Source organism: Cytobacillus sp. IB215665 (assembly GCF_033963835.1).
In the GTDB taxonomy this organism is placed as follows: domain Bacteria; phylum Bacillota; class Bacilli; order Bacillales; family SM2101; genus Nanhaiella.
Map to the genome: position 1 here is coordinate 32,332 of NZ_JAXBME010000015.1, position 24,475 is coordinate 56,806.

Annotated in this window: 19 protein-coding genes; 18 read left to right on the forward strand and 1 reads right to left on the reverse strand. The window is 35.3% G+C overall.

Translation table 11 applies throughout. The features are described from left to right. Positions 1-961: 961 nt before the first annotated feature. The 17 genes from SLH52_RS16695 (at position 962) to SLH52_RS16775 (ending at position 22,236) form a co-directional block, all read left to right on the forward strand. Positions 962-1,261 (forward strand): sodium/substrate symporter small subunit, encoded by a 300-nt coding sequence (locus SLH52_RS16695; RefSeq protein WP_320210408.1) that lies wholly within the window; start codon positions 962-964, stop codon positions 1,259-1,261. A 30-nt stretch (positions 1,262-1,291) separates the two neighbouring features. Beyond that, positions 1,292-2,944 carry a sodium:solute symporter family protein gene (locus SLH52_RS16700; RefSeq protein WP_320210409.1) on the forward strand — a complete coding sequence of 551 codons (1,653 nt, stop codon included), beginning with the start codon at positions 1,292-1,294 and terminating at the stop codon, positions 2,942-2,944. A gap of 241 nt (positions 2,945-3,185) precedes the next feature. Then, complete coding sequence (locus tag SLH52_RS16705; protein WP_320210410.1) at positions 3,186-4,160, forward strand: MBL fold metallo-hydrolase; 975 nt, start codon at positions 3,186-3,188, stop codon at positions 4,158-4,160. Positions 4,161-4,236: 76 nt separating this feature from the next. Continuing rightward, the gene (locus tag SLH52_RS16710) at positions 4,237-5,775 is read left to right on the forward strand and encodes a long-chain fatty acid--CoA ligase (protein ID WP_320210411.1); all 1,539 of its coding nucleotides are present in this window, start codon (positions 4,237-4,239) and stop codon (positions 5,773-5,775) included. Between the two features lie 548 nt (positions 5,776-6,323). Beyond that, positions 6,324-6,752, forward strand: coding sequence for a CBS domain-containing protein (locus SLH52_RS16715; protein ID WP_214483616.1), 429 nt, complete (start codon positions 6,324-6,326; stop codon positions 6,750-6,752). Positions 6,753-6,951: 199 nt separating this feature from the next. Beyond that, positions 6,952-7,512 carry a glycerol-3-phosphate responsive antiterminator gene (locus SLH52_RS16720; protein ID WP_320210412.1) on the forward strand — a complete coding sequence of 187 codons (561 nt, stop codon included), beginning with the start codon at positions 6,952-6,954 and terminating at the stop codon, positions 7,510-7,512. Between the two features lie 328 nt (positions 7,513-7,840). Continuing rightward, on the forward strand, positions 7,841-8,668 hold the full coding sequence (locus tag SLH52_RS16725) for an MIP/aquaporin family protein (RefSeq protein WP_320210413.1): 828 nt from the start codon (positions 7,841-7,843) through the stop codon (positions 8,666-8,668). A 373-nt stretch (positions 8,669-9,041) separates the two neighbouring features. Beyond that, on the forward strand, positions 9,042-10,532 hold the full coding sequence (gene glpK / locus SLH52_RS16730; protein WP_320210414.1) for a glycerol kinase GlpK: 1,491 nt from the start codon (positions 9,042-9,044) through the stop codon (positions 10,530-10,532). 166 nt (positions 10,533-10,698) lie between these two features. Next, on the forward strand, positions 10,699-12,363 hold the full coding sequence (locus SLH52_RS16735; RefSeq protein ID WP_320210415.1) for a glycerol-3-phosphate dehydrogenase/oxidase: 1,665 nt from the start codon (positions 10,699-10,701) through the stop codon (positions 12,361-12,363). Positions 12,364-12,764: 401 nt separating this feature from the next. Next, positions 12,765-14,495: a phospho-sugar mutase gene (locus tag SLH52_RS16740; protein ID WP_320210416.1), complete on the forward strand. Its 1,731-nt coding sequence runs from the start codon at positions 12,765-12,767 to the stop codon at positions 14,493-14,495. A gap of 577 nt (positions 14,496-15,072) precedes the next feature. Further along, on the forward strand, positions 15,073-16,617 hold the full coding sequence (gene gntK, locus SLH52_RS16745; protein ID WP_320210417.1) for a gluconokinase: 1,545 nt from the start codon (positions 15,073-15,075) through the stop codon (positions 16,615-16,617). A gap of 43 nt (positions 16,618-16,660) precedes the next feature. After that, positions 16,661-17,563: an aldo/keto reductase gene (locus SLH52_RS16750; RefSeq protein WP_320210418.1), complete on the forward strand. Its 903-nt coding sequence runs from the start codon at positions 16,661-16,663 to the stop codon at positions 17,561-17,563. A 48-nt stretch (positions 17,564-17,611) separates the two neighbouring features. Continuing rightward, on the forward strand, positions 17,612-17,989 hold the full coding sequence (locus tag SLH52_RS16755) for a PH domain-containing protein (RefSeq protein WP_320210419.1): 378 nt from the start codon (positions 17,612-17,614) through the stop codon (positions 17,987-17,989). A 180-nt stretch (positions 17,990-18,169) separates the two neighbouring features. Further along, on the forward strand, positions 18,170-19,288 hold the full coding sequence (locus SLH52_RS16760) for a GAF domain-containing sensor histidine kinase (RefSeq protein ID WP_320210420.1): 1,119 nt from the start codon (positions 18,170-18,172) through the stop codon (positions 19,286-19,288). Between the two features lie 113 nt (positions 19,289-19,401). Beyond that, a complete protein-coding gene (locus tag SLH52_RS16765; RefSeq protein WP_320210421.1) occupies positions 19,402-20,037 on the forward strand; it encodes a response regulator transcription factor in 636 nt (211 codons plus the stop codon). A gap of 337 nt (positions 20,038-20,374) precedes the next feature. Beyond that, a complete protein-coding gene (locus SLH52_RS16770) occupies positions 20,375-20,905 on the forward strand; it encodes an NAD(P)H-dependent oxidoreductase (RefSeq protein ID WP_320210422.1) in 531 nt (176 codons plus the stop codon). Positions 20,906-20,997: 92 nt separating this feature from the next. Continuing rightward, a complete protein-coding gene (locus SLH52_RS16775) occupies positions 20,998-22,236 on the forward strand; it encodes an MFS transporter (protein ID WP_320210423.1) in 1,239 nt (412 codons plus the stop codon). Positions 22,237-22,291: 55 nt separating this feature from the next. On the opposite strand, the gene SLH52_RS16780 is transcribed toward SLH52_RS16775, so the two are convergent. Then, positions 22,292-22,531 (reverse strand): YhdB family protein, encoded by a 240-nt coding sequence (locus tag SLH52_RS16780; protein WP_320210424.1) that lies wholly within the window; start codon positions 22,529-22,531, stop codon positions 22,292-22,294. A 384-nt stretch (positions 22,532-22,915) separates the two neighbouring features. Between SLH52_RS16780 and SLH52_RS16785 the strand changes: the two genes are divergently transcribed. Next, a complete protein-coding gene (locus SLH52_RS16785) occupies positions 22,916-24,331 on the forward strand; it encodes a SpoVR family protein (RefSeq protein WP_320210425.1) in 1,416 nt (471 codons plus the stop codon). Positions 24,332-24,475: the final 144 nt, after the last annotated feature.

Below are 24,475 nucleotides of genomic sequence, written 5' to 3' on the forward strand. Positions count from 1 at the left end.
GTGAATGTGGCACGAACACTAAAGAGTGGGTGAACGTGTTCACTTAGTAATTTACACTATTTCATTAACAAATGCCTACTATTTATGGTCGTCATTGACTAAGAGTTATCAAATATTATTGATGGTCATGTAGCCTATTATCTTTTACATGAGATTATCCAATTTATAATTGTTTCATACATAAATGCTCTTGCCTCTAGGCTCTTTTCGTAAACTTGTTACTATAGTTCTTAAACTAGAAGATAAAGGTATCGTTTTAATCAAAAGTCTTCATATTATAGTAGAAAAAATGCCACGACAATCTATTTGCATATAAGTAAGAAAAACAACAATTTATGAGAAAACAACCATCCTCTAGTATAACATGTAGAAATTATCCCTCACAAAAAGGACAGAAATAAAATAATGTCGAAATAATACGAAAGTTTTTCAGCTTATACATATTGACGTTGTCAAATACAGAAAAGATAATTAACTTATTAGAATATTCCTTAAATTTACTCTGTTAATCTAATTGTATAAAAGGACTTTTTCGTATCAGAGCATAAAAAAACTTTCAAATAAAGTCCGTGCCATTTTCTCTTCAATAAACAATGATATACATTTAGCTATGCTACATAAGCTGGAATTCCAGCAAAGTTTTCAGAAAAGGAAAAAGGGTGGTCGCATGAATTATAGTTTTGTTATGTTCTGCATCATTACAATAATCTGCCTTTACATAGCTGTCCGTAAGAAAAAGAAAGTGTTTTATTTCTTGCCGTTCGTAGCTATATTTATGTACTTTTTGCTTGAAATAGCGCTTGTTCCTGCACCTTTTTTTGAAACTGTTAAGTTTATTTTTAGCCTTAAATAACAAGAGGGATGGTGATAGCTGAAAAAATGAGTAGCTTAATCATGAATTTGAGCAACAGTTGCTTGTTGATATTACGAATAAAAAATGCAATATAGGGATGGTGAAGAAGTGAAAAAGCTAGATAAACAAAATGCAGATTCGTATTTTCGGAAACATACCCGTAATGTTGTTATATATTTAGTTATTTGGTTAATGGTCTCTTTTGGTGTTGTTTTTTTTGCGGAGACTTTGCAATTTAATATAAATGGTTTCCCATTTCACTATTTTATGGGGGCTCAGGGATCAATTTTGATCTTTATTTTACTTCTATTCATTAATGCTAGAGTTAGTGACAAGTTAGATGAGAAATATGGATTTAGTACAGCAACACAACAGCTAGATAAGAGTATGAAGTCGCAAAAATTTTAACGGCAATTAATAGTGGAAGGAGATTTTTAAATGGATACACAATTTATAGTCTCGCTATCTCTTATTCTTGCTTCGTTTGGAATATATATTGGTATAGCATTATACAATAAAGCGAAAGTCACTTCTGACTTTTATGTTGCTGGTCGCGGTGTACCATCTGTTTTTAATGGAATGGCAATTGGTGCTGACTGGATGAGCGCTGCTTCTTTTATTGGTTTAGCAGGAACGGTTATGCTACTGGGGTACGACGGCCTTGCCTACATCATGGGGTGGACAGGTGGATACTTACTTCTTACATTTTTGCTTGCACCACAGCTCCGTAAATACGGTAGATACACAGTTCCAGAATTTATTGGTGATCGATTTAATAGTCATACAGCACGAATCATTGCGGCTGTATGCACAATCATTATTAGCTTTACTTATTCAATTGGACAGCTTTCGGGATCAGGTGTAGTCATAGGAAGACTTTTTGAAGTTGATGCAAAATTTGGAACGATGATAGGGGTAATCTTAATTGCCTTTTATGCAGGTTTCGGAGGAATGAAAGGGGTTACATGGACTCAGGTTGCACAGTATATTATTTTAATTACTGCATACTTAGTACCTGTGATTTTTATGTCACTCCAAATTACAAATAATCCAATTCCATGGCTTTCTTATGGAAATATCGTATCACAGTTAGGAGAAATAGATAGAGAGCTTGGGATTTCTGAGTATTTTGCACCATTCACGAATGGAACAAAATGGCAATTCTTAGCATTAATGTTTACTTTAATGGCTGGAACAGCAGGTTTACCACATGTTATCGTGCGTTTTTACACAGTATCAACGATGAAAGCAGCTCGTTGGTCAGGTGCTTGGGCATTATTGTTTATCGGTTTATTATATTTGACTGCCCCAGCATATGCTGCATTTTCACGGTTTATTCTTATGAAAAATGTGGTTGGTAACCCAATTGATTCTCTCCCAGCTTGGACAACTAGCTGGGTTAATACTGGGAAGTTATCAATAGCAGATTCAAATGCAGATGGTATTTTACAATGGCCTGAGTTATTAATAAATAAAGATATTGTCGTCATGGCTACACCTGAGGTAGCAAACCTAGGTGTGTTTGTTATAGGGCTTGTTGCTGCAGGAGCGATGGCTGCTGCATTATCAACTGCTGGAGGACTAATGATTGCTATTTCTTCATCCTTTGCACACGACATATATTATCGTGTTCTTAACCCTAATGCTACAGACAAAACAAGATTAAATGTAGCACGTTGGACGATTATTATTGCTACCGTAGTAGCAGGTATTACTGCTCTCGATCCGCCAGGGGCAATAACTCAGATTGTTGCATGGGCTTTTGCAATCGCTTCGGGTACTTTTTTCCCAGCGTTAGTATTAGGTGTTTGGTGGAAACGAGCGAATGCAAAAGGCGTGACATGCGGGATGATTGTTGGATTAATCGTTACATTAGGATATATATTTGCAGCAAAATATGGGGGCTTTTCTATAGCAGGAATTATTGATACAGGAGCAGGTATTTTTGGCGCAGTAGCTGCATTGTTAACAAATATAATCGTATCATTAGCAACAAAAGCACCGTCCCAACAACTACAAGAAGAAGTAATTAATCTTCGTTATCCAGAAGGGGTTGTTTATAAAGATGGAGATGTGTGGATACAAGATTAATTCAGCTAGCCTTCTTATATAAATATTAATATTAGAATATTTAGTCAATAAATTCAAGACATCACAATATGTATGGAATAGGGGACAATCTCATCCCCTTTTTCGTGTATTTATAACAAGTAATTGTTTAGGAGTAAGCATAGACACAAACGAATGGTCGTTGCATCTTCTTTCAAATGATAGGTACCTTATAAAATCTTGATTTGCTGCGTTAACTAATTAACATAATTTCAAAAGAGCATTGTGTAAGGGAGGAGGGATAAACATTTTTAAGGTCATTCCACTATCCATAGAGACACCATTTACAGTTGGGAACGTTAATGTCTACGTTGTCATCGGTGAATCTGTGACACTGATCGATACAGGACTTCCTGGAAAAAAATCACTTGAGAAGCTAAGGTATTTGCTAAAGCAGGAGGGGCTTACTTTCAAAGAACTAGATGAGATTGTTGTCACTCATATGCATACAGACCATGCTGGAGGCGTAAAAGATATACAAGAAGAAATCGACATACCCATATTTGTTCACGAAGGAGCAAAACATATATTATTTGGCGGAATAGATGAATTCGATAGAACTAGAAACTTTTTAAATTATTTTGTAAAGGAATGTGGTGCTGATCCTGAAAGCCATCAATCAAAGCACCGTTACCATAATATGAATTGGCAGCATGTCAAATATGTAAGTAATGAAGATCATGTTTTTGTAGGTGGAAGAAAATTTTCAGTTCTTTTTGTACCAGGGCATAGTCAAACAGATATGATTTTATGGGAACCTGAAACGGGTCTTACTTTTGCCGGAGATCATCTATTAAAAGATATTTCTGTAAACGCATTTATTGAACCGCCTATACCATTTGAGCAAGAGCGACCTAAACCACTTATACAATATCGAGAGTCATTAATGAAAACAAGAGCATTACCATTAACAACTATATACCCAGGTCATGGCAGACCATTTTCAGACCATGTTTCAATCATTGATCGAAGATTAAATGAACATGATTATCGTTGTGACCAAATAAGAAAAGTTTTAAGAACAAGTGACAAAACGGTCTATCAAATTTGTATTGAAGTCTTTCCAAGATTAAAAGGAAAATTAGTGTTTCTTGGACTATCTCAAGTTCAAGGTCATTTAGATTTGATGGAAAGTAGAAATGAAGTATTTGTGGATAAATCAAGTGAAGGTATTAATGTTTATAGGCTCTATGAATAGTGCTACTTCGTCTATTATTATAAAGATCTATGAATACAAGGGTTGTTGTTTAAGATTATAAAGAGGAGATGAGTTCATGATATTAAGTGATTTGCTTAATAAAAATATCGAAACTTTTGGTGAATATCCTTTTATTTATTTTAAAGATAAGGAGTATTCTAACTTAGACATAAAAAACTATTCAAACAAGATTGCACAAGGGTTAAAAAAACTTGGGATCGCTAAAGGTGATCGTATTGTTGTCTGTATGCCCAATTGTCCAGAGGTTATTTTTTCGTATCAAGGTATTATAAGATCAGGCGCAATTATTGTGCCCGTAATGTTTACCTTGCATGATAAAGAAATTCATTACATTATTAAAGACTGTCAAGCGAAGGTAGTCATTACGTCATCACTATCTTTAGAAAAGGTAGAATCCGCAATAGAGCATTTGGAACAAAAACCTGTTGTAATAGTGGTTGACCAGCCTACTGATGAAAACATATTTAATTTATATGATACAGATATCGAAGAAAATAAGCTTTATGTAGAAAGTGATCTAAAGCTAGATACAGAAGATACTGCTGTTATTTTATATACATCAGGAACAACTGGAAAACCAAAAGGAGTGATGCTGACTCATAAAAACTTATATTCCAACGCTGAAAATACTTTTCTTCATAATGAATCAAAAAGAGGAGTAACCCTCGGCATTCTTCCTCTTGCACATGTATATGGCTTAACTATTTCCAATACTTGTTTTCTAACTGGAAGCTCAGCTGTTGTATTTAATCACTTTGATCCAAAAGCTGTTTTTGAAGCCATTGAAAAATATAAAGTGACTAATTTTTCTGCAGTGCCGGCTATGATTTTTGCATTGCTTTCATATCCACATTCTAACAAATATCAATTAAGTAGTCTTGAATGGGTTGCTTCTGGTTCAGCACCTCTCCCAGTTGCGTTATTACACGCGTTTAAGCAGAAATTTGGTGCAGATATATTAGAAGGCTACGGGTTGTCAGAAGCTGCACCTGTTGTTGCTGCTCACCAAAGAGATTCAGTTATTAAACCAGGTTCAGTTGGTATCCCAATACCAGGTGTTGAAGTCAAGATCGTTGATAACGGTGGAAATGAGTTAGCTACTGGTCAAGTTGGGGAATTAATTGCTCGAGGTGATAATATTACACCCGGGTATTTTCAAAATGAAAGAGCAACAAAGCAGGTGTTAAAAGATTCTTGGTTGTATACGGGTGATATGGCATATATGGATACAGATGGATATTTATTTATTGTTGACCGAAAAAAAGATTTGATTATTCGAGGAGGATTTAATATATACCCTCGTGATGTAGAGGAATTACTTGCAAAGCATGAAGCTGTAGCAGAATCTTCTGTTGTGGGCATCCCTAATGATCAAATGGGTGAGGAAGTGGTCGCATATGTTGTCAAAAAGGATAAACAATCTATAACCGAAGAAGAGCTTATACTATATTGTCAAAGTCATTTATCCAAAAATAAAACACCTAGGAAAATTATATTTATTGAACAACTCCCGCGAAACGGCGTCGGAAAAATATTAAAAACCCACCTTCGTAAGTTAGCTGAAAATATTAAATTATCACCTCTACAAGAATAAGGAAAAGATACCTCTAATGAAGGGCTTGTAGTACTTATTGGTATCGACAAATTTCTCAGGAAATAATTGACCTGACTGTGATTCATAATGACAAATTAAAGTCCGCTCCAACAGCATTACAAGCAATTTAGAAATTCTTTTATAGAAAATCAGCAAAGTGTATGCGTTGTTGAGAAATTATATATTATATCATTTAAAAAGCAGAGCTGAAGCGCGAAAAACGGTCCTTTAAGGAGCATAGAGCACTGGTTACATTTGAACTAATAGGTTATATTACACCTTCACGTTAAAAGAAAGGATTTAGAATATTATGCCCGCGTTTTCGGACTAAATGTATAAAAGACATTCCACAGTAGGAGATAATTTGTTTATTGGAATTTTAAATCTACTTTAGCAAAAAGGATATCGAATAGGGATATACTTTCTCTTTCAAATAATTAGCTCATGTAATATCACTAATAATTAGAGTTTTCATTATGTAATTTTGATATGTATATGTATGCTAAGTTAGGTAAAAATACTTTTTGAAAGGGGTGGATACAATGACAATGAACATGCTCCGCAATATTATGACGGAAAATGTTGCAACTGTCTCATCAAATCAAACCATTCAAGAAGCAGCTGAAATCATGAAACAAAATAACGTAGGGTCTATTCCAGTAGTAGATAACGGACAAATTTGTGGAATCATTACTGACAGAGATATTACATTACGCTCAACAGCAGAAGGATTAAATAATTCAACTTCGGTATCACAAGTGATGTCAACGAATCTTGTCTCAGGTACACCCGAAATGACCGTTGAAGAGGCAGCAGATGTAATGGCACAAAATCAAATTCGCCGTTTACCAGTCGTAGAAAACAATCAATTATGTGGTATTGTTGCATTAGGCGACTTAGCCACAAATGAATCGTTTGATAATGAAGCAGAAGAAGCACTTTCAAGTATTTCAGAGCCTTCAAATACCCAACAGTAATAAACCAAGGGGATGAAGTAAAGCCTAAACTTACGTCAATAACATCTTAACTAAAGATGAAGTTGAGTAAGGTTTATCGGCTTTTGCTTCATCCCTTCGCTATATAATGAATGTTCCTGTAATTGACTTTATAAGCGATTGAGTTGTAGTATAATATTATTCTATCAATTACTGTTTTCGTTTTTTAGGAGGTAAAAATATGTTTCATGGGCAAAAAATTATACCTGCGATACGCGATATGAAGCATTTAGAGAAGTTCATTCGTAGCCAATATGAATATGGAGTTATACTTGAAAGTCATGTTGCACAGCTTAATGCTATTGTGAAAATGACAAAACAAGAAGGTAAGAAATTATTCCTTCATGTGGACTTAGTTAATGGCTTAAAGAATGATGAATTTGCAACAGAATTTCTTTGCCAAGAAATTAAACCAGCTGGACTCATCTCTACGAGAGCTAATGTTATTAGTAAAGCAAAAAAACGGGGTATATATGCAATTCAACGACTATTTCTATTAGATTCTGGGTCATTAAAAAAGAGTTACAGTATTATAGCAAAAACGAATCCAGATTTTATAGAAGTGTTACCTGGTGTAGTACCAAACCTAATAACAGAAATACATAATAATACTGGCGTTCCGATATTTGCTGGTGGAATGATTCGTACGCATGAGGATGTAGAGCAGGCAATAAAGGCTGGAGCGAGTGCAGTGACAACATCAAATAAGATGTTGTGGGATTTAGAGTATACAGAAAATTAAAATATTATATTGACAGCGCTTTCTATTTATATTAGTATTTGAATTAAGTTAATAGATGTGACGGAGATTTGGAGAATCACAGCATCCTCTTTTATGTAAAATAAAAGGGGTATGTTGTGATTTTTTTGTTAGTAAGTATACAATTATTTCTATATTTTAGAACCAGTCTTGACATATTAGTTGATGTATTAACGTATTTTTTACTAGTAAAAAGATGATGGAATTTTAACAGATTTATCTACTTTTTCCATGTCATACTTCATTCTCCGTTAATATTCTTTCGCTTCAATTAAGTAAATGAAATTAATCATGGGAAAGGGGATGCTGTATGACACCATTTATCGGCGAGTTAATTGGTACAATGATGTTAATTATTTTTGGAGGAGGAGTTTGTGCTGGGGTTACTTTAAAGAGATCAGGAGCTCATAATAGTGGCTGGATTGTTATTACTTTAGGGTGGGGATTAGCAGTTGCAATGGCAGTATATGCTGTTGGTTCATTTAGTGGAGCCCATATTAATCCGGCAGTGACATTAAGTCTAGCCATTATAGGTGAATTCCCTTGGGGTGATGTACCTAGTTATATTACTGCACAAATGCTCGGAGCATTTTTAGGAGCAGCAATTGTTTTCTTTCATTACTTGCCACACTGGAAAGAGACTGCTGACCCAGCAGCTAAATTGGGAGTATTTTCAACAGCCCCGTCTATTCGAAGTACAACAGCAAATATAGTAAGTGAAATGATTGGAACGTTTGTACTCGTTCTTGGGTTATTATCAATAGGTGCAAATGAATTTACTGAAGGATTAAATCCACTTATTGTAGGTTTCTTAATTGTCGCAATTGGCTTATCTCTTGGAGGCACTACAGGATATGCGATTAATCCTGCTCGTGATCTAGGTCCTCGTCTAGCACATTTTGTTTTGCCGATTCCAGGAAAAGGTAAGTCGGATTGGACTTATGCTTGGATTCCTGTGATAGGCCCAATCGTTGGCGGAATGTATGGTGGTCTATTTTATAAAGCTATTTTTGAACAAACTGTTACAAGAAATTTTTGGATTTTCACAGTTATAGTGACACTGATATTATTAATATCTTTATTTGTTGAACAAAAGGAAAAACAACATGTAGCTTCTGCAAAGCAAACTACGGTATAAATAACAATAAAAGGCTCTATATCATAAGCTTTCCTAATAAATTACAATATTAGCATCGTAAGAAGTAATTTATAACAGTTATCATTGTTTGTTTGAAGAAAGCCAAGTTCTAGTCGTGTACATGTTATTTCATAGTACGAAAAACAACAAGCAACGCAAAAGGCTGTTTTCGGACTAATTGTTGCTTTTCTAAACAAAAGCTAAAGCTAAATACGAATTTAACTAACGTTCGGAGTATCTTTCCCTAAAGACTAAATAAGATCATATTCTATACACCGTTACCTAAATGTAAGTTAAAAAAGCAACAAAGTTTACGAAAACAACCATACGAAAGTACGTAATAGAAGAAATAGCTGAAAAGGGGAGAACAGTAATGGGACAATATATTTTATCTTTAGATCAAGGAACAACGAGCTCAAGAGCAATACTTTTTGACAAATCAGGCCAAATCGTACATGTTGCTCAAAAGGAGTTCACACAACACTTTCCACATCCTGGTTGGGTAGAACACGATGCTAATGAGATTTGGGGATCAATATTAGCTGTTATAGCGAGTGTTTTATCAGAATCACAAGTTAAACCAGAGCAAGTTGTAGGGATTGGTATTACTAATCAACGAGAAACGACGGTCGTCTGGGATAAAGAATCTGGCAATCCAGTTTATAACGCTCTTGTATGGCAGTCACGCCAAACAGCACATATTTGTGAAAAGCTTAAAGATAAAGGTTATGATCAGAAGTTTCGTGACAAGACTGGTTTATTAATTGATGCATATTTCTCAGGAACAAAAGTAAAGTGGATTCTAGACAATGTTGAAGGTGCAAGAGAAAAAGCCGACAGTGGGAAGTTATTATTTGGGACGATTGACTCTTGGATTATTTGGAAGCTATCAGGCGGAAAAGCACATGTTACAGACTATTCAAATGCATCAAGGACTTTGATGTTCAATATACATGATTTGAAATGGGATGAAGAATTATTAGAAATATTAACTATTCCATCTTCAATGTTACCAGAAGTTCGTTCATCTTCTGAGGTGTATGCACATACAGCAGATTATCATTTTTTCGGACATGAAGTTCCAATAGCTGGTGCAGCGGGAGATCAGCAGGCTGCTTTGTTCGGTCAAGCGTGTTATGAAGAAGGTATGGCTAAAAACACATATGGTACTGGGTGTTTTATGTTAATGAATACTGGTGAGGAAGCAGTAAAGTCAGAACATGGTTTATTAACTACAATTGCTTGGGGATTAAATGGTAAAGTGGAATATGCATTAGAAGGCAGTATTTTTGTTGCCGGATCAGCCATTCAATGGCTACGAGATGGTCTTAGAATGTTCAATGATGCTGCTGAAAGTGAAAGATATGCACATCGTGTAAAGTCTACTGATGGTGTATACGTTGTTCCAGCCTTCGTCGGCCTAGGAACACCTTATTGGGATAGTGATGTTCGTGGTGCTGTATTTGGGTTAACACGAGGAACGGAAAAAGAGCACTTTGTTCGTGCTACACTTGAATCGTTAGCATACCAGACGAAGGATGTGCTAACTGCAATGGAATCTGATGCTAATATTTCTTTAAAAACGTTACGGGTTGATGGTGGGGCTGTTAAAAATGATTTCTTAATGCAATTTCAAAGTGATATGTTAGATGTACCTGTTGAACGACCAATAATTAATGAAACAACTGCATTAGGTGCAGCTTATCTTGCTGGGCTTGCTGTTGGATTTTGGGAAAGTCAAGATGAAATTGCAAAGCAATGGAATATTGATAAAACGTTTGACAATACAATGGATGAACAACAACGAAATGACTTGTACGATGGCTGGAAAAAAGCAGTAAACGCAACAATGGCTTTTAAATAAGCTTAGTAAATTACATGATAAGTTAATATTATGGTCGGAGAAACGGAGAAACCACAAAATCTTGTATTCATATTATGTGTACGAGAATTTTGTGGTGTCTTTTTGTTTGTATTTATATTTACTTATATAAGCTGTTAGCATTTTTAATTTAATTGGAGGGAGAAAGATGGAAAAACCCTTTTCAAGCATGAATAGAATTGACATTCTTAAACAGGTGGCTAGTGCAGAAAACGATCTAATCATAATTGGTGGAGGTATTACAGGAGCAGGTATAGCATTGGATGCTGCTACTAGAGGAATGAAAACTGTCGTCCTAGAAATGCAAGATTTCGCGGCAGGTACATCAAGTCGATCTACTAAACTTGTTCACGGAGGTTTACGGTATTTAAAGCAGTTTGAAGTAAAGATGGTTTCAGAAGTTGGTAAAGAACGAGAAATTGTATATGAAAATGGACCGCATGTTACAACACCACAATGGATGATGCTCCCTTTCTATAAAGGAGGGACGTTTGGTCCGCTTAGTACATCCTTTGGTCTTAGAATATATGATTTCTTAGCTGGTGTTAAAAAGAATGAACGTCGTATCATGTTGGATGAAAATGGAACGTTAAGTAAAGAACCGTTATTAAAGAAAGCAGGATTAAAAGGTAGTGGTTATTATGTTGAGTATCGAACAGATGATGCACGACTAACTATTGAGGTTATGAAAGAGGCGGTTAGACAAGGTGCGAGTGTTGTAAACTATGCAAAGGTTGAGAAATTCGTCTATGAGAAAGGGAAAATCGTTGGTGTTGAAGCAGTTGATCAAATTACAGGGGAATTGTATTTAATCTTAGCAAAACAAATTGTAAATGCGACAGGACCTTGGGTAGATTCAATACGTGAAAAGGATATTACTGAAAATAAAAAATCATTACAACTAACAAAGGGTGTCCACTTAGTAATTGATGGAAAACGATTCCCTTTACGACAAGCTGTTTATTTTGATACTGAAGATAAACGAATGGTTTTTGCAATACCAAGAGAAGGAAAGACATATATAGGTACAACAGATACTAAATACAGTGATGATATCTCCCATCCAACAGTGACAGCTTCCGATCGTCAATATGTGATTGATGCCATTAATTATATGTTCCCAGAAGTTAAGGTAACGAATCAAGATGTTGAATCTAGCTGGGCTGGTTTGCGTCCATTAATATATGAAGACGGAAAAGATCCATCTGAAATTTCACGTAAAGATGAAATATGGCAATCAAGTACTGGCCTTATTACGATAGCAGGTGGAAAATTAACGGGTTATAGAAAAATGGCAGAAACTGTAGTGGATTTAGTCGCTAGATTATTAGAACAAACACAAGGTCTCACCTTTTCTCCTTGTAGTACGCAAGATTTACCTATTTCAGGAGGGCATGTTGGAGGGTCGCGGAACTTTCAAAATTTCATCCAAGAAAAGATTGATAAAGGTATTAAGTTAGGGGTACCTAGAGAACTAGCTAACTTCTTTGTTCATCGCTATGGCTCTAATGTAGATCAAATATTTTTTTATTATATTCGTTATACCAAACAGAGAACAAAAAATGATAAGCTATTAGAAGATATATATGCGCAAGTTTTGTATAGCATAGAAGAGGAAATGGCAGTGACCCCAGTAGATTTCTTTATGCGCAGAACCGGAGCCCTTCTATTTAATATTGATTGGGTAGAAAAATGGAAGGAACCTGTTATCAAGCTGATGTCGACTATGTTGGGGTGGGATACAGACAGAGAAAATATGTATATAAATGAGTTAGATGAGCTATTAACTGAGGCAAGATTTATCTCTGACTAGTAAGGAGCACATAAATACTCTTAACAGTCCTTTCATTATGTTAACAATTAGTCATATTTTGATGAATATGATGATGCACAGTATTGACACTTGAGTAGAGTGGTTGAATATGGTACGTTTCTGTTATAGAGATTGTTCAAAAAGACTGGACTGAACTTGTATAGGAAGTACTGCCCTCGTGTTGGCGATAATGGGAGTCTTAAGTTGATTCCTTCAATCGTAATGATGCATCAACAAGTTTATTCAAAGAAGTAAATTTATTCGATACTAGGGAGCTAATAAGCTTCTTAGTGTCTAGTAAGTCTCACACTTTTGCCTAAGCTGTACCACCTAGTTTTTCTCCATCTTTTTGAGCACGCAGATATAGGTCAATTTTTTCAGAAATGAGGAGGAAGTAGTCTGTGAATTGGAATGAAAGATATGAATTATGGAAACAATCACCACATTTGGATGGTGAGTTAAGAGAATCATTGATACGAATAGAAAGCGATGAAAAAGAGTTAGAGGATAGCTTTTACAAAAATTTAGAGTTCGGTACAGGAGGGATGCGTGGGGAAATCGGTGTTGGAACAAATCGAATGAACCTGTTTACAGTCCGTAAGGCATCGGAAGGGCTGGCTAGATACATAGATTCGTGTGGTGATGAAGCAAAGCAACGCGGAGTAGTTATCGCATATGATTCTCGTCATAAGTCACCGGAGTTTGCGATGGAAGCAGCAAAAACTTTAGCGACGCACGGTATTCAAACGTATGTGTTTGAAGAGCTTCGACCTACTCCAGAGCTATCATTCGCTGTTCGCTATTTGCACGCATTTTCAGGAATTGTTGTTACAGCGAGTCATAATCCTCCAGAATATAATGGATATAAAGTATATGGGCAGGACGGTGGACAATTACCGCCTAAAGAAGCAGATGAAGTCATTCAATTTGTAAATGAGATTGATAATGAATTAGCGATAGCAGTAGATGATGAACAGGATTTAAAGGATAAAGGACTTATCACGATCATAGGTGAAAAAATTGACAACGCATATATTAATCAGCTAACAACAATTTCAATACATCCACAATTATCAAATGAAGTTGATGTGAAGGTAGTGTTTACTCCTCTTCATGGCACAGCAAATACATTAGTACGTAAAGGTTTAGAAGAATTCGGCTATCGTCACGTATCAGTTGTCGAAGAACAGGAACTCCCAGACCCAGATTTTTCTACGGTATCATCTCCTAACCCAGAAGAAAAGAGTGCTTTTTCTCTAGCGATTCGAGACGGGAAAAATATTGATGCAGATATATTAATAGCAACAGACCCTGACGCAGATAGATTAGGTATAGCTGTAAAAGATGAACATGGTGAATATGTTCTTTTAACGGGAAATCAAACAGGAGCACTTATATTAGAGTATCTTCTGTCACAACGTAAAGAAAAAGAGACCTTGCCATCTAATGGTGTTGTGTTAAAAACAGTGGTTACTTCAGAGCTTGGTAGAACGATTGCAAATGCATATGGTGTTGAAACTGTTGACACCTTGACAGGGTTTAAGTTTATTGCTGAAAAAATTAAACAGTACGAGCAATCTGGTCAATATGAATTCCAATTCGGCTATGAGGAAAGCTATGGATATTTAATAAAAGATTTTGCTCGTGACAAAGACGCGATACAAGCAGCATTATTAGCGGTTGAAATATGTGCATTTTATAAAAAGCAAGGTAAGACTATGTATGAAGGCTTAACCCAAATTTATCAGAAATACGGTTTCTATCGTGAAGGGCTAGAGTCATTAACACTGAAGGGCAAAGATGGTGCGGAAAAGATACAAACATTATTAGCGAGCTTCCGTAACAACCCTCCTTCAAAGGTGGCTAATAAAAACATCGTTAGTATAGAAGATTACTTATCAAGTGAACGTTTGAATATTCATCTAGGTAAAAAAGAAACAATTAAATTACCTAAATCGAACGTATTAAAATATTATTTAGAGGATGGTAGTTGGTTTTGTTTACGCCCGTCTGGAACAGAACCTAAAGTCAAGTTTTACTTTGGGGTAAAAGGAGCAACACTCGAACAAGCTGAAGATGAATTATCGTCAACGAAGGAAGCTGTTATGACAATGATACATTCGTTAATTTAGGCTCTTTTCGTAAACTTGCTACCTATATCCAAATTAGTACTATAAAAGTGGTTTTATATGGTTAGTCATCATTGTATAGAAGAAAAGTGCCAGGAACTCTAGTTGTGTACGTGTTAATTTCTTTATACGAAAAACAGCGTTAATTTAACTGTTAATGAGAAAAGAAGTCGAGAATGCTTGGTATATACGTATTTATTTCTTAGGACAATAAAGCAATACTTATAGCGAAAACACCTTAATAATGAATGAAAAGCTTGGAGGATATTTTATAAATCCAAGCTTTTTACCATATAGGAGAAGATGTAGCTATTTCAACTAAACTTGAAAGCTAGATATTAGTGTTATATGACTTTAACTTTCTTAAGGCTCTATGCTGAAGAAGATACCCTGAAATCTAGTTGTATATGTATTTATATATTAGTACGAAGAACAACACTGACCGTTTATTAGACCGCAATATGTTTTGTAAGAAACTGATCTTGTAAGCGGTAATCACGTATATATAGTTTTAGAACCAATGATGATCATATGGACTACATAACAGATGTGTAGTACACAATTAGTTGGGGGTATATAAATGAAGCCTTATACTATTGGGGTAGATATTGGTACAACAAGTACAAAAGCAGTGATATTTAATGAACACATGCAAGTGATTTATCGTAGTAGTTATGAGTATCCACTATACACTGAAACACCAGATGCTGCTGAACAAGACCCTGATGAAATATTTCATGCAGTACTACAAACGATTCGTACATGTGTCAATGAAGCAAAAGTAGATTCAGCTCAAATTAGGTTTGTGTCATTTAGTTCGGCTATGCATAGTTTACTCATTGTAGATGAGTACGGAAACCCGCTTACACGTTCTATTACATGGGCAGATAATCGAAGTGAAGCATGGGCACATACGATAAAAAGTGATCATAAAGGTCACGACATTTATAGTAGAACTGGAACGCCTATTCATCCTATGTCACCATTAGTAAAAATGAAATGGTTGCAAGAGGAACATACACATTTGTTTCAGCAAGCATACAAGTTTATTTCTATAAAAGAATATGTTTTTTTTCGCTTGTTCGGTATTTACGCAGTTGATTATTCTATCGCTTCTGCGACGGGGTTATTTAATTTAAAAAATATGGATTGGGATCATGAAGTGTTATCGTTATTACATATTTCCCGTTCTCAATTGTCTGAAATTGTTTCGACAACCGAGTCGTTTACTGGTATGAAGAAAGACTATGCCCAAACGATGTGTTTACAGCAAGATACACCGTTCGTAATAGGTGCTAGTGATGGCGTTTTATCTAATCTTGGTGTAGACGCTATTGATCCTGGTGTTGTTGCATTAACAATCGGCACGAGTGGTGCGATTAGAACCGTTATAGATCGACCAATTACAGACCCAGAAGGTCGGTTTTTTTGTTATGCTTTAACAGAGAACCACTGGGTAATCGGGGGTGCTGTAAACAACGGTGGTATGATTTATCAATGGGTACGAAATGAATTAGCCAATTTGGAAGTGGATGCTGAAGAACTAAGTGAGCAAGACCCTTATGAAACATTGTCCTCAATTGCAGCCAATTCTGCTCCTGGTTCCGCAGGTCTTATTTTTCACCCTTATTTAAGTGGCGAAAGGGCACCTCTTTGGAACGGAAATGCACGTGGTTCTTTTATTGGCTTAGGGCTTCATCATAAAAAGGAGCATATGATTCGTTCAGTATTAGAGGGAATAACTATGAATTTATACACTGTGTTACTATCATTAGAAGAACAAATAGGTAAGCCTACACGAATTCATGCAACTGGAGGGTTTACACGTTCATCACTATGGGTACAAATATTAGCAGATGTTTTTCAGATGGAAGTTCGAATACCAGATAGTTATGAAAGCTCATGTCTTGGAGCAGTAGTTTTAGGTATGTATGGGCGTGGTGAGATTGATTCATTAAATGCTGTAAAAGGAATGATCGGAACGACAAATCATTATCATGCGAATTTACAAGCTAGTAAAGCATACGAAGAATTACTCCCCATTTTTATTAGAATTCCTCAAATACTTGCTAATGAGTACGATGTTCTTGCAAGTTTTCAAAGAAAGTATACATTGGGTAAGTAGGGATATTTGCATTGTCAAAATGACTGTACTGGAGTGTAACATAATGGAAAAAATAAAACTTAGCGAAACATTACAAGTATCGAGAATTGTACTCGGGTTATGGCGGTTATCTGAATGGAATATGGAAAAAGAAGAGGTTTTACACTTAATAGAAGAATGTAAGGAGCTTGGTATTACAACGTTTGATCACGCTGATATTTATGGTGATTATGCATGTGAAGCATTATTTGGAGAAGCTCTAGCTTTAAAACCAGCACTTCGAAGGAATATACAAATTATAACAAAGTGTGGAATAAAACTCGTGTCAAAAAATCGACCTGATCATAAAATTAAATACTATGATACGAGCAAGAAGCATATTATTAATTCTGTTGAAAATTCTCTACGTAATTTTCATACAGATTATATTGATTTACTATTGATACATAGACCCGATCCGTTTATGAATCCTGCAGAAGTTGCTGAAGCTTTTGACCAATTAAAAGCCGAAGGGAAGGTCCTTAACTTTGGTGTGTCTAATTTTAGCCCATCTCAGTTCCATTTACTAAACTCGTATTTAGATTTTCCACTTGTTACAAATCAAGTTGAGCTTTCTGTAAGTAACTTGTCTCAATTTGTAAATGGTTGTATTGAGCAATGTCAAGAGAAAAACATCCCACCGATGGCGTGGTCTCCACTAGCAGGAGGAGAAATATTTATTTCTGAAAATGAAAAAGAGGCTCGATTACGAGAAACTCTTCATAAGATAAAAGGTGAACTAAATATCGACTCAATCGATCAAGTGATGTATGCATGGCTGTTAAATCATCCGGCGAACATTATCCCAATCGTCGGTTCAGGAAAAATGTCAAGAATACGTAAAGCAGTAGATGCACTTAACATCCACTTGACGAGGGAGCAGTGGTTCGAAGTTTGGCAAAGCTCTTTAGGAAAAGAAGTAGATTAGTTAATTTAAAAATAGAGACTAAATAATTAGTTTTAAAGGGGTTGAGGTATGGGACTATTAGACGGTATTATGGGAAATGCTTCAGAAGCTGATATACAATCTACAGAAAGAGAATTGAAATCGATTATTACAACAGACGAAAAAGTTGAAAAGGCTTTTAAGCTTATAAGAGACTCTATTGTTTTTACTAATAAGCGACTCATTTTAATTGATAAGCAAGGAGTAACAGGGAAGAAAATAGAATTTCATTCAATTCCATACAAAAGTGTAACTCATTTTAGTGTGGAAACAGCTGGCACATTCGATATCGATTCAGAATTGAAAATATGGATATCAGGTTCAAGCCAACCAATTTCAAAACAATTTAAAAAAGACAAAAACATTTATGATATTCAAAAGGCTTTAGCCACATATGTTATGAAATAACTAGCATAAAAGTAAATGAGGGGCTCAAATTTATAGAGCTTCTTTTTTACGACTAAAGAAGTAGGGATTTTTAAGACTAATTTCTATCGATACAGCAGTTGTTCATTGCTATAATTAGTAATAACTTGTCATTAGATTACTATTTAGCTAATCATTATGAGGGGATGAGGTGAATGAACATTGAAAGATGAACAGCGAATTCAAGAATTACATACACTTAAAACAATTGCTGAAACGTTAAATCAAGCTAATGATTTGCATCTCATGTTGGCTGATGTTTTAAAAGAACTCCTTCAAGTAACGGGTCTTGATACTGGATGGATATTCTTTATAGATGAGAAAGAAAATTTTCAGCTCGTTGCAGATTATAATCTTCCACCTGGTTTGGTATGGAAGAAGAAAAAGCCAATGTGTGAAGGTGGGTGCTGGTGCTTAGATCGTTATAACGATGGTCGACTTCAAAGAGCCGCAAATATTATTAATTGTAAACGAATTGAAGATGCGATTGAATATGACTGGGGTGACACAGAAGGCATTACTCATCATGCTACCGTACCATTACGAGCAGGAGAGGAAAAATTTGGGTTACTTAATATCGCTTCCCCATATAAAACTCATTTTACAGATGAAGAGCTAGCTTTACTAGAAGCTGTTGCTTATCAAATAGGCTCAGCAATTAAACGTATTAAGCTTGTTGAAAAAGAGCAGCAAGTTGCACTTATTGATGAACGGAACCGTCTAGCACGAGATTTACATGATTCAGTTAATCAACTTCTTTTTTCTTTACAACTAACTGCTCGAGGAACAAAGGAAATGACAGATGATCTGAAAGTGCAAGAAATGCTTACATATATGCAGGAAGTATCGCATGAAGCATTGCAGGAAATGCGTGCTTTAATTTGGCAATTGCGTCCACAAGGATTAGAAAATGGTATTGGCAGCGCTTTATGTGATTATGGTAAGGTACTAGGGTTAACGGTTTGCATTGATGTAAAAGGGATTATAGATTTACCGAATCATGTTGAAGAATGTTTATGGAGGATCGGCCAAGAAGCTTTAAATAATATAAAGAAACACGCCGGCACAAAAAACGCTACAATTGAATTAGAAATAACGAAAAAACAGGTAAAGCTAATGATTATAGATAAAGGTTGTGGTTTTCAATATAATCCGGGTGTAGAGATGCCTTCGCTAGGACTGGCAGGCATGAAGGAACGTATTGAGATGCAAAATGGGAGCTTAGGCATTCAAAGTGAGATTGGCAAAGGCACCAAGGTTGAAGTGACCGTACCTTTGTAGCTATCTAATGACTCGTTATGTTGAGGATCTTATTTCGGTAGACTAGCGTATTATTCGATAACTGAATGTGGCAATAAAAATCTTTTGAAAAAATTTAATAAGGGGGAGAGGAAATGTCAATTAGAGTACTTATAGCTGACGATCACCATGTTGTACGGAGAGGGTTATTATTTTTTCTTAAAACACAAAGTGACATCGAAGTTGTTGCTGAGGCAACAAATGGTCAAGAAGCGGTTAATCTTACACAAGAACATCAACCAGACGTTGTCGTTATGGATTTAATTATGCCAATTATGGATGGGATTGAGGCGACTAAAGCTATTAAAGATAAATATCCGAAAATAGCAATATTAATGCTTACAAGCTTCTCTGATCAAGATCATGTAATTCCAGCTCTACGCGCAGGTGCAAATGGCTATCAATTGAAAGATGTTGAACCTGATGAGCTAGTAAATTCAATAAGGGCTGTATATCGTGGAGAGAGTCAATTACATCCAAAAGTGACTTCTCATGTGATGTCTCATGTTCAAAGTGGTGGTCAAGAAGAAGAGAATTTGATTGACCAATTAACAAATCGTGAAAAGGAAGTTCTCTCTGAAATAGCTAATGGGAAAAGTAATAAAGAAATAGCAGCAAGCTTGTACATCACTGAAAAAACGGTCAAAACACATGTTTCAAACATTTTAGCAAAGCTTGAGTTAAGCGACCGGACACAGGCAGCGCTGTATGCAGTGAAGCGTGGTATTTGATACCACCTAATTGTATAGACAAGCTTCATCTAGTCACACTTTTATAAGACTATAGTCGTAGAATGATTTGTATTTAGTCAATCAATATGTGTAGAGAATGTTCATTAAAAACACTGATTTAATCTTTTGAAGTGCTAGTTATACTATATATAACAACAGGCTCTTTTCATAACTTTGTGGCTTTAGTTTCTACACATGGCATCATTCTATAGAAGAAAAGATGCCATGATATATGTGCCTATTTTAGTATAAAAAACAACAATCTATGCGAAAACAGCCTTATCAAAAACAACAACACAAAAATGTCTAAAAATAACAAACGAAGGAGAATAATTTTATGAATATTGTAGTTATTAATGGAAGTCCAAGAAAATCGGGTAGAACAGGGGTTGCAGCAAGATTTATTTCAAAGGAATATAAAGCACAGTTAATTGATCTAAGCGATGGTACTTTACCACTATATAATGGTGAGAGTGAGCAGGATACAATAGATGCAGTCCAACAACTAAAATACATGATTAAAAATGCAGATGGAATCGTGTTAAGCTCACCTGAATACCACAGTGCCATGAGTGGGGCCTTAAAAAATGCGCTAGACTTTTTAGGTGGAGAATACTTCCGCCATAAACCAGTTGCTTTATTAGCGGTTGCTGGAGGCGGAAAAGGTGGTATGAATGCACTAACGAATATGAGAACGACTGCGCGCGGGGTGTACGCAAATGTGATTCCTAAACAGCTTGTATTAGACCCGATTTACTTTGATCTAGAAAATGATGGGCTTACCGATGAAGGTAGCCAATTAATTGATGGATTAATGAATGAACTACAGTTATATGTAAAAGCTTATGGGCAAGTGAATTCATTTTAATAAATTGTTAAAAAAGCATTAATCATGATGTGGGTTATACCGAGAACTAACATCTGTTCTTTCCATACGATTAAACCGAAAGGAGGGACTGAATGAGCACACTTTTTCAAGATCAACGTTTATATAAAATCTTATCAGCTAACATATTTTCTTCTATTGGTACCGGAGTGACAATGATTGCGATTCCTTGGCTATTAGTAACAGAAAAAGGTGGAGCAGTCATATTAGGTTTTGCAACAATTTGTATGACCATTGCCCAATTTATACTAGCCCCATATATCGGATATATGATTGATAAGCTCTCAAGAAAAGCGATTTTAATTGTCGGTGAAGTGATTGGTTCAATCATAATCAGTTTATTTGCGATATATGGAATTGTGAGTGGTAATGATTATGACCTATGGATGTTAATTGTATTATTTGCTATGGGTGGGCTTTATTATTCATTGTTTTATCCTACAATGTTTGCCTTTAATCAAGAAATCTTTACTAAAGAGCAATATAAATCATTAAATGGAGTCATGGAAATTCAAGGACAGTTGTCAACGGTAATTGCTGGCGGGGTTGCTACAATACTTATTAGTAGAGTGGATTTGTCATTAATTTTAATACTTGATGCGATAACTTATGGTGGTGCAGCTCTGATGTTTTATTTAATACCATACAAAAGAGCTCAAAAGTCTGGTCAAAGTAATGGCTCTCTATTGTATAAGCTTGCAGAAGGATATTATTATATGAAGAAATCTCCTATGTTGTTCTTGTTCTTTCTTGCATCATTTATGCCCTTCATCGGTGTGATGGTATCAAATTATTTGAATCCAATATATATTGCAAATGTCTTAAAAGCTGACGCTTCAGCATATGGAACATCGGGAATGATATATGGAGTTGGTGCAATTGTTGCTGGAATTTTCATACCGTTATTCGCAAAGAAAATAGGTAATGAACGATCTATCGTAACTACTGTATGCATATATTCGATAGCAATTACTATGTTAGCTATTTTTCCATACTTATGGGTGTTTTATATAGTGAAACTATTTACTGCCTTTGGGAACGCGGGTACTCGAGTAGCAAGGAATTCTTTACTTATGGAGTTAATTCCAAATGACAAAATTGGTCGTGTGGATAGTTTGTTTCGTGTAATAGGTTTAGGTATAAGAATTGTCCTTCTTATTGTTTTTACTAGCGTAATTTCAGATACATCAGCAATCATACCATTTGGAATACTATCTGTAGTATTACTAGTTGCAGCTATGACTGTTATCCTCACGTATGTTATTCTTTTTGACAGCCGAAGCCGATTAAAAAAATCATCGGAATATATGTAATAAATACAAAGGGTAGAGCATATGGCTCAACCCTTTTGTTAATATAATTAATTTTTCACCAATATTCTTCAATGTCCTCTTGACTAGATGTGATCGCATGATCAACATATCTAAGAAGGGAGTACAGGTTATTCTCAACAGCAGTATAATCTTTTGAAAAATTATAAGCATGTAGGAAGTGTTCAATTTTTTTTGATAAAAATTGATCCTTTGTTCGTACCATCAAAATTAACAAATTATCCCACTGTGAGCGATGTGTATAGTATAACGCTCTATCGTAATCAACGATGTTCATTGAGATCACCCTCCTATTCGGAGTTATCATTAGTATGTTTTACTTAATGAAAAAATTTCGCTGTAAATGTTGGACGATAATATAAAAAGAAGGGTTAAACTCAATTTCCATCATTTATCTGACAAAATTTAAATAAGTAGTGGCAAAATGATAAAAGAGTGGAAAAAAGGTATCACAGAAGATGGTGCGATAGTTTACCTTTTCGAAAAAGTTAATTTCCTCCTTACAGTTTTAATGAGGTTCGTTATTTTTTGAATGCGTTCTATCTAACCGATTTCGATTCGTTATTTAAGTAATTTTTATTTTTGAATGGTGAAGCTTTCATCATTTCGTCATAACACTCATACATTGTTGTTAAGAAGAGACAGGGGGAGTGAATGGCAAATGAATGAAGGTGCACGTAAAGAATTGGAATATGCCATTGATGAAATTACAGAAATTGCAGAGGGTTTCGGCTTAGATTTTTATCCGATGCGGTATGAAATTTGTCCTGCAGATATTATATATACTTTTGGAGCATATGGGATGCCAACTCGTTTTTCACATTGGAGCTTCGGAAAGCAATTTTATAAAATGAAAATTCATTATGACTTAGGATTAAGTAAAATATATGAATTAGTTATCAATTCAGATCCTTGTTATGCTTTTTTACTTGATACAAATTCACTCATTCAAAATAAATTGATCGTTGCCCACGTATTAGCGCATTGCGACTTTTTCAAAAATAATGTCCGTTTTAGCAATACAAAAAGAGATATGGTAGAGAGTATGGCTGCCACAGCTGATAGGGTTAAATATTACGAATTAATTCATGGAAGGAAAGAAATAGAAAAATTTCTTGATGCTGTTCTTTCTATACAAGAACATATCGATCCATCACTCATGCGTCCTAGGCTAGCATGGCATTATGATAACGATAATCTAGAGGATAATATCCAGAAGCAACGAACACCATATGATGATCTATGGACTTTGGATGAAAAGGACAAAAATAAGCCACTTAATAACAAAAAGAAGAAAAAATTTCCTCCAAGCCCTGAAAAAGATATTCTGCTTTTTATAGAAGAATACAGTCGAGAGCTAGAAGATTGGCAACGAGATATTTTAACGATGATGCGAGAGGAAATGCTATACTTTTGGCCACAATTAGAGACGAAAATCATGAACGAAGGCTGGGCATCATTTTGGCATCAGCGCATATTAAGGGAGTTAGATTTATCGAGTGATGAATCAATTGAATTTGCCAAATTAAACGCTGGTGTAGTTCAGCCTTCAAGAACGAGCATTAACCCATATTATCTTGGGTTAAAAATATTTGAAGACATTGAGGAGCGTTACAATAATCCTACAGAAGAAATGATTGAACACGGTGCCCAACCACATTCAGGGCGTGAAAAAATGTTTGAAGTAAGAGAAATAGAATCAGATATATCTTTCTTACGTAATTATTTAACGAAGGATCTCGTTTTCCGCGAGGATATGTATTTATTTCAGAAGCAAGGGAAGGATTATAAAATCGTTGATAAAGACTGGGAGAATGTGCGTGACCAACTTATTAATATGCGAGTAAATGGAGGATTTCCGTACATTACCGTTAATGATGGGGACTATTTAAAAAATGGAGAGCTTTACTTAAAGCATTGGTATGAAGGAATCGAACTTGATTTAAAATATTTAGAGAAAGTGCTTCCTTTTATTTATCAGCTATGGGGTAGAGCTGTCCATATAGAGACAGTCATCGAAAATAAAAACATTTTATTTACGTATGAAGGAAAAAATGTCCATCGAAAGTATATGTAACAAGGTTAAGTATAATAAATAGCATGATGGGTCGGATCATCTATACTTGATTCCTATTCAGGGTTCAAGTCGTATGGTCAGACCCTTACGTATAAAGTATGTAACGGTTCACATAAGTGTCATAAATAGGAAGTTTGTCAATGG

Excerpts from the sequence above, each read along its gene's own strand:
- SLH52_RS16700 (WP_320210409.1), top strand. The coding sequence starts at position 1,292 with ATGGATACACAATTTATAGTCTCGCTATCTCTTATTCTTGCTTCGTTT.
- SLH52_RS16710 (WP_320210411.1), top strand. The coding sequence starts at position 4,237 with ATGATATTAAGTGATTTGCTTAATAAAAATATCGAAACTTTTGGTGAA.
- SLH52_RS16715 (WP_214483616.1), top strand. The coding sequence starts at position 6,324 with ATGAACATGCTCCGCAATATTATGACGGAAAATGTTGCAACTGTCTCA.
- SLH52_RS16720 (WP_320210412.1), top strand. The coding sequence starts at position 6,952 with ATGTTTCATGGGCAAAAAATTATACCTGCGATACGCGATATGAAGCAT.
- SLH52_RS16725 (WP_320210413.1), top strand. The coding sequence starts at position 7,841 with ATGACACCATTTATCGGCGAGTTAATTGGTACAATGATGTTAATTATT.
- glpK (WP_320210414.1), top strand. The coding sequence starts at position 9,042 with ATGGGACAATATATTTTATCTTTAGATCAAGGAACAACGAGCTCAAGA.
- SLH52_RS16735 (WP_320210415.1), top strand. The coding sequence starts at position 10,699 with ATGGAAAAACCCTTTTCAAGCATGAATAGAATTGACATTCTTAAACAG.
- gntK (WP_320210417.1), top strand. The coding sequence starts at position 15,073 with ATGAAGCCTTATACTATTGGGGTAGATATTGGTACAACAAGTACAAAA.
- SLH52_RS16750 (WP_320210418.1), top strand. The coding sequence starts at position 16,661 with ATGGAAAAAATAAAACTTAGCGAAACATTACAAGTATCGAGAATTGTA.
- SLH52_RS16755 (WP_320210419.1), top strand. The coding sequence starts at position 17,612 with ATGGGACTATTAGACGGTATTATGGGAAATGCTTCAGAAGCTGATATA.
- SLH52_RS16765 (WP_320210421.1), top strand. The coding sequence starts at position 19,402 with ATGTCAATTAGAGTACTTATAGCTGACGATCACCATGTTGTACGGAGA.
- SLH52_RS16770 (WP_320210422.1), top strand. The coding sequence starts at position 20,375 with ATGAATATTGTAGTTATTAATGGAAGTCCAAGAAAATCGGGTAGAACA.
- SLH52_RS16775 (WP_320210423.1), top strand. The coding sequence starts at position 20,998 with ATGAGCACACTTTTTCAAGATCAACGTTTATATAAAATCTTATCAGCT.
- SLH52_RS16780 (WP_320210424.1), bottom strand. The coding sequence starts at position 22,531 with ATGAACATCGTTGATTACGATAGAGCGTTATACTATACACATCGCTCA.
- SLH52_RS16785 (WP_320210425.1), top strand. The coding sequence starts at position 22,916 with ATGAATGAAGGTGCACGTAAAGAATTGGAATATGCCATTGATGAAATT.